Genomic DNA, 15,854 nt, shown 5'->3' on the forward strand with positions numbered 1-15,854 from the left:
AGTGTCCCTGATCGTTTCCGACCGCTTCCGCATTGTCGTGGGTCTAGGCAAAAGCGGCATGTCCCTGGTTCGCTTCCTGGCGAACCGGGGCGTGTCCTTTGCCGTGGCCGACACGCGGGAGAATCCGCCGGAACTGGCGACCTTGCGCCGGGATTATCCGCAGGTGGAAGTGCGTTGTGGCGAGCTGGACGTGGAATTCCTCTGCCGTGCCGACGAAGTCTATGTCAGCCCCGGTCTTGCCCTCGCGACGCCTGCCTTGCAGCAGGCGCAGGCGCGTGGCGTGAAGATGGCCGGCGATATCGAGCTGTTCGCGCGTTACGCCAAGGCCCCGATTGTTGCCATCACCGGCTCCAATGCGAAAAGCACTGTGACGACACTGGTAGGCGAGATGGCAGCAGCGGCAGGCAAGCGCGTCGCAGTGGGTGGCAACCTGGGTACTCCGGCGCTTGATCTGCTCAGTGATGACGTCGAGTTGTACGTGATGGAGCTGTCCAGCTTTCAACTGGAGACCACCGATCAGCTCAACGCTGAAGTGGCGACCGTGCTGAACATCAGCGAAGACCATATGGACCGTTACAGCGGTCTGCCTGCCTACCACCTTGCCAAGCACCGGATCTTCCGTGGCGCGCGGCAGGTGGTGGTCAACCGCCAGGATGCGTTGTCCCGACCGTTGATTGGCGAAGGTTTGCCGTGCTGGACGTTCGGTTTGAACAAGCCTGACTTCCATGGCTTTGGCCTGCGCGAAGAGAACGGCGAAAAGTATCTGGCCTACCAGTTCGAAAACCTGATGCCGGTTCGCGATCTGAAAATGCGCGGCTCGCACAACCATGCAAACGCGCTGGCAGCTCTGGCGCTGGGCCATGCGGTCGGCCTGCCATTCGATGCCATGCTTTCGGCGCTGCGTGAGTTCTCGGGTCTCGAGCACCGCTGTCAGTGGGTCCGGGAGCTGAACGGCGTTCATTATTACAATGACTCCAAGGCCACCAACGTGGGCGCTGCACTGGCTGCCATCGAAGGCCTGGGCGCAGACATTCCGGGCAAGCTGGTGCTGATCGCCGGTGGCGACGGCAAGGGCGCCGATTTCAGCGGCTTGCGTGCTGCCGTTGCTGCGCATTGCCGCAGCGTCGTGCTGCTGGGGCGTGATGCCGAACGACTCGCTCAGGCACTGGGCGACGCTGCACCGCTGGTGCATGTCGACACGCTGCAGCTTGCAGTTGAACGCAGCGCCGGACTGGCTCAGGACGGCGATGCCGTTCTGCTGTCCCCGGCCTGCGCCAGTCTGGACATGTTCAAGAATTATGAAGAGCGCGGACGAGTGTTCGCGCAGGCAGTGGAGTGCTTGTCATGATCTTCGGTGTGATCAAGCCGTATCCATCTCCCCTGATCAGCGGACGGGGCATCGACCTCGACTTCCCGATGCTGGTCGGTTGCCTTGCCTTGCTGGGCCTCGGTCTGGTGATGATCACCTCCGCGTCGTCGGAAGTCGCCGCCGTGCAGTCGGGCAACACGCTGTACATGATGACCCGTCACCTGGTGTACCTGTTGATCGGTCTGGGCGCGTGTGGTGTGACCATGATGATCCCGGTCGCCACTTGGCAGCGCCTGGGCTGGCTGATGCTGCTCGGCGCGTTCGGCTTGCTGCTGATGGTGCTGGTGCCGGGTATCGGACGCGAGGTTAACGGGTCCATGCGCTGGATCGGATTTGGCGCGTTCAACGTGCAGCCTTCCGAGATCGCCAAGGTCTTCGTGGTGATCTTTCTGGCCGGATACCTAATCCGTCGTCAGCAGGAAGTGCGCGAAAGCTGGATGGGCTTCTTCAAACCGTTCATCGTGCTGCTGCCCATGGCCGGCCTGTTGCTGATGGAGCCTGACTTCGGTGCAACCGTCGTGATGATGGGCGCTGCGGCCGCGATGCTGTTCCTCGGCGGCGTAGGGCTGTTCCGCTTCTCGCTGATGGTCGTGCTGGCCGTCGCCTCGGTGGTGGTGCTGGTTCAGGCCCAGCCTTACCGGATGGCGCGTCTGACCAACTTTACCGACCCGTGGGCCGACCAGTTCGGTTCCGGCTACCAGTTGACCCAAGCGCTCATCGCCTTCGGACGAGGCGAATGGTTCGGTGTCGGTCTGGGCAACAGCGTCCAGAAACAATTCTATCTGCCGGAAGCGCATACGGACTTCGTGTTCTCTGTGCTCGCTGAAGAACTGGGTGTCGTGGGTTCGTTGCTCACGGTTGCGCTGTTCCTGTTCGTCAGTATTCGTGGCATGTACATCGGTATGTGGGCAGAAAGGGCCAAACAGTTCTTCGGTGCCTACGTTGCCTACGGTCTTTCTTTCCTGTGGATCGGTCAGTTCCTGATCAACATTGGCGTGAACGTCGGTCTGTTGCCGACCAAGGGGCTGACCTTGCCGTTCCTGAGTTACGGCGGCAGCTCGTTGGTGATCTGCTGTGCCAGCCTTGGGCTGCTGCTGCGCATCGAATGGGAATCGCGCAACAACATGGGCAGTGAAGAAGCCGAGTTCAAAGAGAGCGACTTCGCCGAGGAGACGCCTCATGGACGCTAACGTGCTGATCATGGCGGGCGGCACCGGCGGGCATGTGTTCCCGGCGCTGGCCTGCGCCCGCGAATTCCAGTCGCGCGGCTACAAGGTTCACTGGCTGGGCACCCCGCGTGGCATCGAGAACGAACTCGTGCCTCAGGCAGGGCTGACCCTGCACCTGATCAATGTCACCGGCTTGCGTGGCAAGGGACGTCTGTCCCTGCTCAAGGCGCCGCTGATGTTGTTCAAGGCGTTGATGCAGGCCCGCAAGGTGGTGCGTGAGCTCAAGCCTGTGTGCGTGGTCGGTTTCGGTGGCTATGTCACCGGTCCCGGTGGTCTTGCCGCGAAGCTGGCAGGCGTGCCTTTGATCATTCATGAGCAGAACGCTGTAGCCGGTACTGCCAACCGCAGTCTCGCGTCGTTCGCCAGCCGAGTGTGCGAGGCGTTCCCGGACACCTTCGCGGCGTCGAAGAAACGCCGCACGACCGGCAATCCGGTGCGTGTCGAGCTGTTTCTTGAAACGCCGCGTCAGGCCCTGGCCGGTCGCAAGGCACGCCTGTTGGTGCTGGGCGGCAGCCTGGGTGCCGAGCCGCTGAACAAGCTGCTGCCCGAAGCGCTGGCGCAATTGCCTGTGGATATCCGTCCTGAAGTGTTCCATCAGGCGGGCAAGAATCACGACGAAATTACCGCTGAGCGTTATCGCAACGTGGGCGTCGAGGCGCAAGTGGCGCCGTTCATCCAGAACATGGCTCAAGCGTACAGCTGGGCCGATCTGGTGGTCTGCCGCGCAGGCGCACTGACCATCAGCGAACTGGCGGCCGCAGGCCTGCCGTCGCTGCTGATCCCGTTGCCCCATGCGATCGATGACCATCAGTCCCGTAACGCTGACTATCTGGCCCGCGAAGGCGCAGCCTTTGTCATGCCGCAAGCGACAACTGGCGTAGCCGAGATGGCCGCACGCCTGAAAGAGGTTTTGATGCAACCCGAACAATTGAACAGCATGGCCCGCACGGCACGTCGCCTGGCCAAGCCCGATGCAACCAATACCGTGGTCGATGTCTGTGTGGAGGTGGTCAATGGTTGAGAATCAGCGCGCCATGCCGCAACCCGAAATGCGCCGCATCCGTCGCATCCACTTCGTCGGTATCGGCGGTGTCGGCATGTGCGGCATTGCCGAGGTGCTATTGAACCTGGGCTACGAAGTGTCGGGTTCCGACCTCAAGAGCTCTCCAGTGACCGAACGTCTCGAATCGTTCGGCGCGCAGATTTTCCTCGGCCATCGTGCCGAGAACACCATGGGTGCCGATGTGCTGGTTGTGTCCAGTGCGGTCAATACCTCCAACCCGGAAGTGGCTACCGCGCTGGAACGTCGTATTCCGGTTGTGCCACGCGCCGAGATGCTGGCCGAGCTGATGCGCTATCGCCACGGCATCGCGGTGGCCGGTACCCACGGCAAGACCACCACCACCAGCCTGATCGCTTCGGTGTTCGCGGCCGGTGGCCTCGACCCGACGTTCGTGATCGGTGGTCGTCTGAACGCTGCGGGCACCAATGCCCAGCTGGGCACCAGCCGCTATCTGATCGCCGAAGCCGACGAAAGCGATGCCAGCTTCCTGCACCTGCAGCCGCTGGTCGCTGTGGTCACCAATATCGACGCCGATCACATGGCGACCTACGAAGGCGACTTCAACAAGCTGAAGAAAACCTTCGTCGAATTCCTGCATAACCTGCCGTTCTATGGGCTGGCGGTGATGTGCATCGATGATCCTGTGGTCCGTGAAATCCTGCCGCAGGTCAAGCGTCCGATCCTGACCTACGGTTTCAGCGAAGAAGCCGATGTGCGCGCAATCAATGTGCGCCAGGACGGCATGCTGACGTTCTTTACCGTGCTGCGTCGCGACCGCGAGCCGCTGGATGTGTCCGTGAACATGCCGGGCAATCACAACGTGCTCAACTCGCTGGCGACCATTGCAATCGCGACCGACGAAGGCGTCAGTGACGAGGCCATCGTTCAGGGCCTGTCGGGCTTTCAGGGTGTAGGCCGTCGCTTCCAGGTCTATGGCGAACTGCCGGTCGAAGGCGGCAACGTGATGCTGGTCGACGACTACGGTCACCACCCGCGTGAAGTCGCTGCGGTGATCAATGCTGTGCGCGGTGGCTGGCCGGATCGTCGTCTGGTCATGGTTTACCAGCCGCACCGTTTCAGCCGGACCCGTGATCTGTACGACGATTTCGTCCAGGTGCTGGCCGATGCCAATGTGCTGTTGCTGATGGAAGTCTACCCGGCCGGTGAAGAACCGATCCCCGGTGCGGACAGCCGTAACCTGTGCCACAGCATTCGTCAGCGTGGTCAGCTTGATCCGATCTACATCGAGCGTGGCGTTGAGCTCGCACCGCTGGTCAAGCCGCTGCTGCGCGCCGGCGACATCCTGCTGTGCCAGGGCGCGGGCGACATCGGTGGTCTGGCTCCGCAATTGCTCAAGAGTCCGCTGTTCGTCGGCGCAAAAGTGGCTTCAACCGAAGGTAAGCTGAAATGACAGCCGTCGCCCCGTCTTCCCTGTGCTCGACACTCGAGCCGAAAAGCTTCGGCCGCGTTGCCGTACTTTTTGGCGGCAAGAGTGCCGAGCGGGAAGTGTCCCTGAAATCCGGACAGGCAGTGCTTGAGGCACTGCAGGCTGCCGGTGTGGATGCGTTCGGCATCGACGTGGGCGACGATTTCCTGCAACGACTGGTGAGTGAAAAGATCGACCGTGCGTTCATCGTGCTGCACGGTCGCGGCGGCGAAGACGGCACCATGCAGGGGCTGTTGGAGTGCCTGGAAATCCCCTACACCGGCAGCGGCGTACTCGCTTCTGCTCTGGCGATGGACAAGCTGCGTACCAAGCAGGTTTGGCAGAGTCTGGGCCTTGCAACGCCTTTGCACGCGGCACTCGTCAGTGAGCAGGATTGTATTTCTGCCGCGACGGAACTGGGCTTCCCTTTGATCGTCAAACCGGCCCATGAAGGCTCAAGTATCGGTATGGCTAAAGTGACCAGCGTCGACGAATTGATCGCCGCCTGGAAAGCCGCCAGTACCTACGATTCGCAAGTGTTGGTCGAGCAGTGGATTCAGGGGCCGGAGTTCACTGTGGCTTCTCTGCGTGACCAGGTGCTCCCGGTCATCGGCCTGGGCACTCCCCACAGTTTTTACGACTACGACGCCAAGTACCTGGCTTCCGATACCCAGTACCGGATTCCATGCGGGTTGAGCGACGAGCGTGAGCAGGAGCTCAAACAACTGACAGCACGCGCCTGCGAAGCCATTGGCATTGCTGGCTGGGCGCGCACGGATGTCATGCAGGACGCGCAAGGCAAGTTCTGGCTGCTGGAAGTCAATACGGTGCCGGGCATGACCGATCACAGCCTGGTTCCGATGGCGGCGCGTGCTGCGGGTCTGAATTTTCAGCAACTGGTGTTGGCGATTCTGGCCGACAGCGTTCAGGCGAGGGCTTAAGGCATGAACGCTTCGGCACGCCATCAGCCCCCTGCACCGAACCGCAAGCCGGTGCCTCGTGGCGCCAGCCGGATGGTGGCCAAGGAGCCGCTGTCTGCGCGTATGCCAAAACCGAACTTCAGTTTCCTGAAGCGTCTGTTCTGGCCGGTGATGCTGGTCGTGCTGGGTTTTGGTACGTACGAAGCGGCGCTGCGGATCATGCCGTATGCCGACCGCCCGATCACCCGCATCAATGTGCAGGGCGATCTGAGCTACATCAGTCAGCAGGCCGTGCAGCAGCGGATTGCACCGTTCGTGGCGTCGAGCTTTTTCAAGATCGATCTGGCCGCCATGCGCACCGAGCTTGAACAGATGCCATGGATTGCACACGCCGAAGTCAGACGTGTGTGGCCGGATCAGGTGGTGATTCGCCTGGAAGAGCAGCTGCCCGTTGCCCGTTGGGGTGACGAGTCGCTGCTGAACAACCAGGGGCAGGCTTTCACGCCGCGTGAACTGTCCAATTATGAACATCTTCCCCAGTTGTTCGGCCCGCAGCGGGCCCAGCAGCAGGTGATGCAGCAGTACCAGGTGTTGAGTCAGATGTTGCGCCCCATGGGCTTCTCCATCGTGCGCCTGGAATTGCGCGAGCGTGGCAGCTGGTTCCTGACAACAGGTGCCGGTAGTGCTGGGCCGGGTATCGAGTTGTTGCTGGGACGCGACCATCTCGTCGAAAAAATGCGCCGCTTCATCGCGATTTACGACAAAACGCTTAAAGACCAAATCACGAATATTGCGCGCATCGACCTGCGTTACGCCAACGGCCTGGCGGTTGGCTGGCGTGAACAGGCAGCGCCGACGACGGACAAACCCGCCGTCGCGAAGAATTGATAAGAGGCAGGACCATGGCAAATGTGCAAAGCGGCAAAATGATCGTCGGGCTGGATATCGGTACCTCCAAGGTGGTGGCACTGGTAGGCGAAGTCGCGGCCGATGGCTCGCTGGAAATCGTGGGTATCGGTACCCATCCCTCCCGCGGCCTGAAGAAGGGCGTGGTGGTGAACATCGAATCGACCGTTCAGTCGATCCAGCGCGCTGTCGAAGAGGCCCAACTGATGGCTGGCTGCCGTATTCACTCGGCATTCGTCGGCGTCGCGGGCAACCACATCCGCAGCCTGAACTCCCACGGCATCGTGGCGATCCGCGACCGTGAAGTGAGCTCTGCGGATCTGGAGCGTGTACTCGACGCCGCCCAGGCCGTTGCCATTCCTGCCGACCAGCGTGTCCTGCACACGCTGCCCCAGGACTACGTGATCGATAACCAGGAAGGCGTTCGTGAGCCACTGGGCATGTCGGGCGTACGTCTGGAAGCCAAGGTCCACGTAGTGACCTGCGCAGTGAACGCCGCCCAGAACATCGAAAAGTGTGTGCGTCGCTGCGGTCTGGAAGTCGACGACATCATTCTGGAGCAACTGGCCTCGGCCTATTCGGTCCTGACCGATGACGAGAAAGAGCTGGGCGTCTGCCTGGTGGACATCGGCGGCGGCACCACTGATATCGCGATCTTTACCGAAGGCGCGATCCGGCACACCGCGGTGATCCCGATTGCGGGCGATCAGGTGACCAACGACATCGCCATGGCGCTGCGCACACCGACCCAGTACGCCGAAGAAATCAAGATTCGTTATGCCTGCGCCCTGGCCAAACTGGCCGGCGCCGGCGAAACCATCAAGGTACCGAGCGTGGGCGACCGTCCACCTCGCGAGCTGTCGCGCCAGGCCCTGGCCGAAGTGGTTGAGCCTCGTTACGACGAGTTGTTCACCCTGATCCAGGCCGAACTGCGTCGCAGCGGTTATGAAGATCTGATCCCGGCCGGCATCGTGCTGACCGGTGGTACCTCGAAAATGGAAGGTGCGGTGGAACTTGCCGAGGAAATCTTCCACATGCCGGTGCGCCTGGGCGTTCCGCATAGCGTCAAAGGGCTCGCTGATGTCGTCCGCAACCCGATCTACTCCACAGGCGTAGGCCTGTTGCTGTACGGGCTGCAGAAACAATCCGATGGCATTTCGCTGTCGGGGATTGTCGGCAACAGCAGTTACGGCGACGAACCCAAGGCTCCTGTGCTTGAGCGTATCAAGCGTTGGGTCCAGGGCAATTTTTAAGCTTCAAAGATTCAAGCTTCAAAACAATAGCGGCAGGCAGTAGGCAAACTAACTAGAGAGCGGAAGGAGAGAGAAAATGTTCGAACTCGTAGACAACGTCCCGCAAAGCCCGGTAATCAAGGTCATCGGTGTAGGCGGTGGTGGCGGTAACGCTGTCAATCACATGGTCAAGAGCAACATCGAAGGCGTGGAATTCATCTGCGCCAACACCGATGCTCAAGCGCTGAAAAACATCGGCGCGCGCACCATTCTTCAACTGGGCACAGGCGTGACCAAAGGTCTTGGCGCTGGCGCCAACCCTGAAGTCGGTCGTCAGGCCGCGCTGGAAGACCGTGAGCGCATTGCAGAAGTCCTGCAAGGCACCAACATGGTCTTCATCACCACAGGCATGGGCGGCGGTACCGGTACCGGTGCAGCACCGATCATTGCCGAAGTGGCCAAGGAAATGGGCATTCTGACGGTCGCAGTCGTGACCCGTCCGTTCCCGTTCGAAGGTCGCAAGCGTATGCAGATCGCCGATGAAGGCATCCGCATGCTGTCCGAAAGCGTCGACTCGTTGATCACCATTCCCAACGAGAAGCTGCTGACCATCCTGGGTAAGGACGCCAGCCTGCTGTCGGCTTTCGCCAAGGCAGACGATGTACTGGCCGGTGCCGTTCGCGGTATCTCCGACATCATCAAGCGTCCGGGCATGATTAACGTCGACTTTGCCGACGTACGCACCGTGATGAGCGAAATGGGCATGGCGATGATGGGCACTGGCTGCGCCAGCGGTCCGAACCGTGCACGTGAAGCGACTGAGGCAGCCATCCGCAACCCGCTGCTCGAAGACGTCAACCTGCAGGGCGCTCGCGGCATCCTGGTCAACATCACTGCCGGTCCTGACCTGTCTCTGGGTGAATACTCGGACGTGGGCAGCATCATCGAAGCGTTCGCTTCCGAGCACGCGATGGTCAAGGTCGGTACCGTTATCGATCCAGACATGCGTGACGAGTTGCACGTGACCGTGGTTGCGACCGGTCTGGGCGCGAAAATCGAGAAGCCTGTCAAGGTGATCGACAATACCCTGCAGACCACTCAGCAGTCCTCGGCTCAGCCAGCGGCCCGTCAGGAAGCCCCTTCGGTCAACTACCGCGATCTGGATCGTCCTACCGTGATGCGCAATCAGGCACACGCAGGCGCCACCGCAGCAGCGAAGATGAACCCTAACGATGATCTGGACTACCTGGACATCCCGGCTTTCCTGCGTCGTCAGGCCGATTGATGAAATGTATCAGGGGTATTAGGGTGATTGGTGTTCAGCAAAGGCATGGTCTGCTATCATCGCCAGCCTTTGTTGATACCAGTTCGCAACTTGCGCTGAAGCGGCCCATGCCATGATTAAACAACGCACCCTGAAAAATATTATCCGTGCCACAGGTGTAGGCCTGCACTCCGGGGAGAAGGTTTACCTGACCCTCAAGCCCGCACCTGTGAATACCGGCATCGTGTTTTGCCGAGCCGACCTTGATCCTGTCGTGCAGATCCCTGCGCGTGCGGAAAACGTCGGTGACACCACTCTGTCGACCACACTGGTCAATGGTGATGTCAAAGTTGACACGGTAGAACACCTGCTTTCGGCCATGGCTGGCCTTGGCATCGATAACGCCTACGTCGAGCTCTCTGCCTCCGAAGTTCCTATCATGGACGGCAGCGCAGGCCCATTCGTATTCCTGATTCAATCGGCTGGCCTGGAAGAACAGGACGCGCCGAAGAAATTCATCCGGATCCTGCGTGAAGTCTCAGTGGAAGAGGGCGGTAAACGCGCTACTTTCGTGCCTTTCGAAGGGTTCAAGGTCAGTTTCGAGATCGATTTCGATCACCCCGTCTTCCGTGACCGCACCCAGAGTGCAAGCGTGGACTTTTCCAGCACTTCCTTCGTGAAGGAAGTCAGCCGTGCCCGGACCTTCGGGTTCATGAGTGACATCGAGTACCTGCGCAAGCACAACCTCGCACTCGGCGGCAGTGTGGAAAATGCCATCGTGGTCGACAAGGAAGGCGTATTGAACGAAGACGGCCTGCGGTACGAGGACGAATTCGTCAAACATAAAATCCTGGATGCCATCGGTGACCTCTACCTGCTGGGCAATAGCCTGATCGGTGAGTTCAAGGGCTTCAAGTCGGGGCATGCACTGAACAACCGTCTTCTGCGTGCGCTTATTGCGCAGACAGATGCCTGGGAAGTGGTGACCTTCGAGGATGCCAGTACGGCACCTATTTCTTACATGCGCCCTGTCGCGGCCGTGTAAGCAAGCTTTACTCTCTTTCCTTTTGTTCTTTAAAGGCTGCCCTCGGGCGGCCTTTTTTTATGGGTTGAATAAAGTCATTCGGTATCGATTCGGCTGATCGTATAACCTCTGGAAATCCGCCACACCCAGACAGGCCATCAGTCTTTGTTTATGCGGTGAAACAGGCCTTGGCGATTAACACCGACCGTCAGGTATTGTTACAGCTCAGACAGGCTTTTCGATTGAGAGCAGGTGGCGAATGAGCGACCGGAAAAATGCTGAGCTGGATCAGGCGACCTTGCGTTTGATCGTGGCGACCTTTGCGATCACCTATGTCTCGCTGATCGGCTTTCTGCCGGGGCTGAGCGTCGCCCAATATCAACCGATCATTGTTTATTACGCTGCATTTCTAGTGGTTTCTCTGGTCCTGCGCCAACACATCATCAGCTACCCCGGTGAGTTCGCCGTGCGGCGTGTGCTGGGCATGGTGCATGACTACACCGGAATATCGGTCGGACTCGTTGTAGGTGGCGAGGCGACACTGCCCATTTTCAGCGTCATGGTCTGGGTCACGCTCGGCAACGGCATGCGCTACGGCTCCCGCTATCTGGCGATTGCTGCGTCTCTGGCAATACTGGCGATCTTGATCATCTATCAGTTGACGCCTTATTGGCAGGCGCAGCCGTTCATGGTGCTGATGCTGGTGGCGATTACCATTCTGGTGCCTGCCTACGCGCACATTCTGCTGGTAAGAACCCGCCAGGCCTCGGAGCAGGCCACTCTGGCCAATCAGGAAAAAGAGCGGTTTCTGGCTCAGGCCAGTCACGATCTGCGCCAACCCATTCACTCCATCGGCATGTTCACGGCATGCCTGCGCTCAAGCCCTCTGGGCGACTACGAGCGCCAACTGGTCGACAACATCGACCGTTCCCTGCACAACGTTTCGCAATTGTTTCGCTCCATTCTGGACATCTACACCCTAGACAGCGGCAAGGTCTCGGCCAAGTCCGAGGTCGTTCATCTGGGGGAGATGCTTCGCGATGTGGTTCAGCAGAATGCTGCGGCGGCGCGTTGGGCAGGCGTCGAGCTGAGGCTAAGGCCTTGTCGTCGTTGGGCCAGGGTCGATGGCACGCTGCTTTCCACCATGGTCCAGAACATTCTCTCCAATGCGCTCAAATATGCTCCTGACCGCCCGGTGCTGATTGGTGTGCGCCGATCCGCAGGCGGCCTTTCGATCAGTATTCATGATCAGGGACGCGGTATTGCCGCAGAGCACCTGCCCCGGGTATGTGACGAGTTCTATCGCGTGCGTCATGTGCGTGACAAAGACGTCGAGGGTGTCGGGCTGGGGCTGTCTATCGTGAAGCGGCTCAGCCAGATTCTCGACGTGGGGATCAGAATCGACTCAAAGGTAGACAGGGGCACGACAGTCACCATCGACGGGCTTCAGGAAGTTGCCGCGCCCGTTCAGCCTGTGCGCAGGAAGGTACTGGGGGACAGCCTGCTCAAGGGCGTGAAGATTTGTCTGGTGGAGGATGACGAAAACGTCCTGATGGCCACCGCTGCGTTGCTCGGACGTTGGGGGTGCGAGGTTCAGACCGCACGTTCAGCCGAGGGGTTGACCACCGACTGCGACATTATCGTTGCCGATTACGATCTGGGCACGACCGCCAATGGGCTCGACTGCATTGATCAGGTACGTGCTGCGCGTGGCTGGGATGTGCCAGCGCTGATCGTTACAGGGCGTGAAGTGGAGAAGGTGCAGGAGGCGTTGCAGGGGCGGGAGGTTTCGATATTGTCCAAGCCGCTCAGGCCGTCTGAACTGCGCCTCAATCTGCTGTCCATGCGCGAGACGCTCACAGAGAGTTCCTGATTCGACCAGTGATGCCTTCAGCGCTTGTCTCTTGCGTGACTGGCCAGCCGCTCAAGTGCGGCGCGCAGCTTGGGGTCGGTGATGCCGTCGGCGGTGGCCTGGATGTTTTCAGCAGCAACCGTGGACAGGTCGATGGTGTGCGTCGCCGCACCGCGTGGCGCTGCCGGTGGCTGAACCTTGAACACGATCCGGGTCAGGTTGATGAACTCATCGAATGCGACCAGTTGTCGGTGCAGGCGCTTCTGCTGATAGCGCAGGCGGGTGGCCCAGTGACCGTCCGTCACGATCAGCAACAGACTACCTTCCCGCCACGACGCCACATGGCAATGCTCGCGGGCAGCGGGCTGCAACTGGCTCTCGACCAGACGTTGCAGGTGGCTCAGGCGTTCGGCGTGCCGAAAGATAGCCTTCAAAGGCTTGGCTTCGCGCAGCAGCACTGCAGGCGCACGAGCATTCAGAGGACGAAAAGCCATGGGGAGGTGCCTTGGTGACAAGGCGCTCATCTTAACAGAAAGCATTGTAACGGCTGCTTTCAGAGGCCTTTCCGTGCTTTCATATGCAAATCAATGAGTAACTTCCCCGTTTTGCGGGTTGAAGTGCTTGAAAATGGCCCCATTGTAAATCTGCCCCGTCACAGCGCTGTGCCAGCATCGTGGAATAACGCCACTTTCCTCACCATCGTTTCCGGGTAGAATGCTCGTTCGCATGCAGCCATCAGGGCTGCACGGGCGACTCACGGGGCCGCCCTCCATTCCTATGTGTGGAAGATCCTGTCGATATGTTTGCGCCTTTGTTGAAAAAACTTTTTGGAAGCAAGAACGAGCGTGAAGTCAAACGCATGCTCAAGACGGTTCAACTCGTCAATGCCTTCGAAGAGCAAATGGTGGCCCTTTCGGACGAGCAATTGCGCGCCAAGACCGAAGAGTTCAAGGCCCGCATAGCCAAAGGCGAGACCCTCGATCAACTGCTGCCGGAAGCGTTTGCTGTCGCGCGTGAAGCGGGCAAGCGTGTCATGGGCATGCGCCACTTCGATGTTCAGCTGATCGGTGGCATGACCCTGCATGAAGGCCAGATCGCCGAGATGCGTACCGGTGAAGGTAAAACCCTCGTCGGCACCCTGGCGGTCTACCTCAACGCGCTGTCGGGCAAAGGCGTTCACGTGGTTACCGTGAACGACTACCTGGCACGCCGCGACGCCAACTGGATGCGTCCGCTGTACGAATTCCTCGGTCTGACCGTAGGTATCGTCACGCCATTCCAGCCGCCGGAAGAGAAGCGCGCAGCCTATGCCGCTGACATCACCTACGGCACCAACAACGAATACGGCTTCGACTATCTGCGCGACAACATGGCGTTCAGCATGGACGACAAGTTCCAGCGCGAACTCAACTTTGCCGTGATCGATGAAGTCGACTCCATTCTGATCGACGAAGCGCGTACGCCGCTGATCATTTCCGGTCAGGCTGAAGACAGCTCCAAGCTGTACACCGAAATCAACCGCCTGATCCCCAAGCTCGAGCAGCACATCGAGGAAGTGGAAGGCCAGGTCACCAAGGCCGGTCACTTCACCGTTGACGAGAAGACCCGTCAGGTCGAGCTGAACGAAGCCGGTCACCAGTTCATTGAAGAGATGCTCACCGAAGTCGGCCTGCTGGCTGAAGGCGAGAGCCTGTATTCGGCGCACAACCTGGGCCTGCTGACTCACGTCTATGCCGGTCTGCGTGCGCACAAACTGTTCAACCGCAACGTCGAATACATCGTCCAGGACGGTCAGGTGCTGCTGGTCGATGAGCACACCGGTCGTACCATGCCGGGCCGTCGCCTGTCCGAGGGCCTGCACCAGGCCATCGAAGCCAAGGAAAACCTGAACATTCAGGCCGAAAGCCAGACCCTGGCGTCGACCACGTTCCAGAACTACTTCCGTCTGTACAACAAACTGTCCGGCATGACCGGTACAGCCGACACCGAAGCGTTCGAATTCCACCAGATCTACAACCTGGCCGTGATGGTCATTCCGCCGAACAAGCCACTGGCGCGCAAGGACTTCAACGACCTCGTCTACCTGACTGCGGAAGAGAAGTACGCGGCCATCGTGACCGACATCAAGGCCTGCCTGGCGGAAAACCGTCCGGTGCTGGTGGGTACGGCGACCATTGAAACCTCCGAGCACATGTCTCGTCTGCTGAATGCCGAAGGCATCGAGCACAAGGTTCTGAACGCCAAGTTCCACGAAAAGGAAGCGGAAATCATCGCTCAGGCCGGTCGTCCGGGTGCGTTGACCATCGCCACCAACATGGCCGGTCGTGGTACCGACATCCTGCTGGGCGGTAACTGGGAAGTTGAAGTCGCCAATCTGGAAGACCCGACCCCCGAGCAGATCGCACAGATCAAGGCCGACTGGCAGAAGCGTCACCAGCAGGTCATCGAAGCAGGCGGTCTGCACGTAATTGCCTCCGAGCGTCATGAATCGCGCCGTATCGACAACCAGCTGCGCGGTCGCGCCGGTCGTCAGGGCGACACCGGTTCCAGCCGCTTTTACCTGTCGCTGGAAGACAGCCTGATGCGCATCTTCGCCTCTGACCGGGTGAAGAATTTCATGAAGGCGCTCGGCATGCAGTCCGGTGAAGCCATCGAGCACCGCATGGTGACCAACGCCATCGAGAAAGCGCAGCGCAAGGTCGAAGGTCGCAACTTCGACATCCGCAAGCAATTGCTTGAATTCGATGACGTGGCCAACGAGCAGCGCAAAGTGATCTATCACATGCGTAACACGCTGCTGGCTGCCGACAATATCGGCGACACCATCGCTGACTTCCGTGCTGAAGTGCTGAACAACCTCATCAGCCAGCACATTCCGCCACAGTCGCTGCCCGAGCAGTGGGACGTTCCAGGCCTGGAAGCTGCACTGAACACCGACTTTGCCGTGAAGCTGCCGATTCAGCAGTGGCTCGACGAAGACGATCACCTGCACGAAGACAGCCTGCGCACCAAGATCATGGATCAGTTGCTGGTCGCGTATAACGAGAAAGAAGATCAGGCCAGTGCCGAAGCGCTGCGCTCCTTCGAGAAGCAGATTCTGTTGCGCGTTCTGGACGACCTGTGGAAAGACCACCTGTCGACCATGGATCACCTGCGTCACGGTATCCACCTGCGTGGCTACGCCCAGAAGAACCCGAAGCAGGAATACAAGCGCGAGTCGTTTACCCTGTTCCAGGAACTGCTGGACTCGATCAAGCGCGACACCATTCGCGTTCTGTCCCACGTTCAGGTTCGCCGCGAAGACCCCGAGGAAGAAGAGGCGCGTCAGCGTCAGGAAGCCGAGGAGTTGGCCAAGCGCATGCAGTTCGAACACGCTGAAGCTCCGGGTATCGACCAGCCTGCGCTGATCGAGGAAGAGGGCGAGGCTGTTGCCGTCGCGACTACACCGGTTCGCAACGACCAGAAATTGGGTCGCAACGAGCTGTGCTGGTGTGGTTCGGGCAAGAAATTCAAGCACTGTCACGGCCAGATCAACTAAGGCCCTGACACTGTAATACCCGCGCCGCGAC

The 15,854-nt window shown here is 59.7% G+C and carries 12 protein-coding genes; 11 read left to right on the top strand and 1 reads right to left on the bottom strand.

What is annotated here, in order from left to right; translation table 11 throughout:
- Position 1 precedes the first annotated feature (1 nt).
- From murD to AO065_RS11875, 10 genes are all read left to right on the top strand, one after another.
- Positions 2-1,348, top strand: coding sequence for a UDP-N-acetylmuramoyl-L-alanine--D-glutamate ligase (gene murD, locus AO065_RS11830; protein ID WP_004881506.1), 1,347 nt, complete (start codon positions 2-4; stop codon positions 1,346-1,348).
- Positions 1,345-2,559 carry a putative lipid II flippase FtsW gene (gene ftsW / locus AO065_RS11835; protein WP_004881505.1) on the top strand — a complete coding sequence of 405 codons (1,215 nt, stop codon included), beginning with the start codon at positions 1,345-1,347 and terminating at the stop codon, positions 2,557-2,559. Before murD ends, ftsW begins: the two co-directional genes overlap by 4 nt.
- Complete coding sequence (murG, locus tag AO065_RS11840; protein WP_004881504.1) at positions 2,549-3,619, top strand: undecaprenyldiphospho-muramoylpentapeptide beta-N-acetylglucosaminyltransferase; 1,071 nt, start codon at positions 2,549-2,551, stop codon at positions 3,617-3,619. The genes ftsW and murG overlap by 11 nt, the downstream gene beginning before the upstream one ends.
- Positions 3,612-5,072: a UDP-N-acetylmuramate--L-alanine ligase gene (gene murC / locus AO065_RS11845; protein WP_004881503.1), complete on the top strand. Its 1,461-nt coding sequence runs from the start codon at positions 3,612-3,614 to the stop codon at positions 5,070-5,072. Before murG ends, murC begins: the two co-directional genes overlap by 8 nt.
- On the top strand, positions 5,069-6,028 hold the full coding sequence (locus tag AO065_RS11850; RefSeq protein WP_004881502.1) for a D-alanine--D-alanine ligase: 960 nt from the start codon (positions 5,069-5,071) through the stop codon (positions 6,026-6,028). Before murC ends, AO065_RS11850 begins: the two co-directional genes overlap by 4 nt.
- Positions 6,029-6,031: 3 nt before the next feature.
- Positions 6,032-6,895, top strand: a complete 864-nt coding sequence (locus AO065_RS11855) for a cell division protein FtsQ/DivIB (protein ID WP_004881501.1) — start codon at positions 6,032-6,034, stop codon at positions 6,893-6,895.
- 14 nt (positions 6,896-6,909) lie between these two features.
- Positions 6,910-8,166, top strand: a complete 1,257-nt coding sequence (ftsA, locus tag AO065_RS11860) for a cell division protein FtsA (protein WP_004881500.1) — start codon at positions 6,910-6,912, stop codon at positions 8,164-8,166.
- Between the two features lie 76 nt (positions 8,167-8,242).
- A complete protein-coding gene (gene ftsZ / locus AO065_RS11865; RefSeq protein WP_004881499.1) occupies positions 8,243-9,430 on the top strand; it encodes a cell division protein FtsZ in 1,188 nt (395 codons plus the stop codon).
- Positions 9,431-9,542: 112 nt separating this feature from the next.
- Positions 9,543-10,454 (top strand): UDP-3-O-acyl-N-acetylglucosamine deacetylase, encoded by a 912-nt coding sequence (gene lpxC / locus AO065_RS11870; RefSeq protein WP_004881498.1) that lies wholly within the window; start codon positions 9,543-9,545, stop codon positions 10,452-10,454.
- A gap of 238 nt (positions 10,455-10,692) precedes the next feature.
- A complete protein-coding gene (locus AO065_RS11875; protein WP_004881497.1) occupies positions 10,693-12,306 on the top strand; it encodes an ATP-binding response regulator in 1,614 nt (537 codons plus the stop codon).
- A 17-nt stretch (positions 12,307-12,323) separates the two neighbouring features.
- Here AO065_RS11875 and AO065_RS11880 read toward each other — a convergent pair whose 3' ends face one another.
- Positions 12,324-12,779: a DUF721 domain-containing protein gene (locus tag AO065_RS11880; RefSeq protein WP_004881496.1), complete on the bottom strand. Its 456-nt coding sequence runs from the start codon at positions 12,777-12,779 to the stop codon at positions 12,324-12,326.
- Positions 12,780-13,084: 305 nt separating this feature from the next.
- Here AO065_RS11880 and secA point away from each other — a divergent pair, with 305 nt between their 5' ends.
- Positions 13,085-15,823, top strand: a complete 2,739-nt coding sequence (secA, locus tag AO065_RS11885; protein WP_004881495.1) for a preprotein translocase subunit SecA — start codon at positions 13,085-13,087, stop codon at positions 15,821-15,823.
- Positions 15,824-15,854: the final 31 nt, after the last annotated feature.

It is taken from the genome of Pseudomonas viridiflava, from assembly GCF_001642795.1.
Classification (GTDB): Bacteria; Pseudomonadota; Gammaproteobacteria; order Pseudomonadales; family Pseudomonadaceae; genus Aquipseudomonas; species Aquipseudomonas viridiflava.

Excerpts from the sequence above, each read along its gene's own strand:
- AO065_RS11875 (WP_004881497.1), top strand. The coding sequence starts at position 10,693 with ATGAGCGACCGGAAAAATGCTGAGCTGGATCAGGCGACCTTGCGTTTG.
- AO065_RS11855 (WP_004881501.1), top strand. The coding sequence starts at position 6,032 with ATGAACGCTTCGGCACGCCATCAGCCCCCTGCACCGAACCGCAAGCCG.
- ftsZ (WP_004881499.1), top strand. The coding sequence starts at position 8,243 with ATGTTCGAACTCGTAGACAACGTCCCGCAAAGCCCGGTAATCAAGGTC.
- ftsA (WP_004881500.1), top strand. The coding sequence starts at position 6,910 with ATGGCAAATGTGCAAAGCGGCAAAATGATCGTCGGGCTGGATATCGGT.
- murG (WP_004881504.1), top strand. The coding sequence starts at position 2,549 with ATGGACGCTAACGTGCTGATCATGGCGGGCGGCACCGGCGGGCATGTG.
- AO065_RS11850 (WP_004881502.1), top strand. The coding sequence starts at position 5,069 with ATGACAGCCGTCGCCCCGTCTTCCCTGTGCTCGACACTCGAGCCGAAA.
- secA (WP_004881495.1), top strand. The coding sequence starts at position 13,085 with ATGTTTGCGCCTTTGTTGAAAAAACTTTTTGGAAGCAAGAACGAGCGT.
- ftsW (WP_004881505.1), top strand. The coding sequence starts at position 1,345 with ATGATCTTCGGTGTGATCAAGCCGTATCCATCTCCCCTGATCAGCGGA.
- murC (WP_004881503.1), top strand. The coding sequence starts at position 3,612 with ATGGTTGAGAATCAGCGCGCCATGCCGCAACCCGAAATGCGCCGCATC.
- lpxC (WP_004881498.1), top strand. The coding sequence starts at position 9,543 with ATGATTAAACAACGCACCCTGAAAAATATTATCCGTGCCACAGGTGTA.
- AO065_RS11880 (WP_004881496.1), bottom strand. The coding sequence starts at position 12,779 with ATGGCTTTTCGTCCTCTGAATGCTCGTGCGCCTGCAGTGCTGCTGCGC.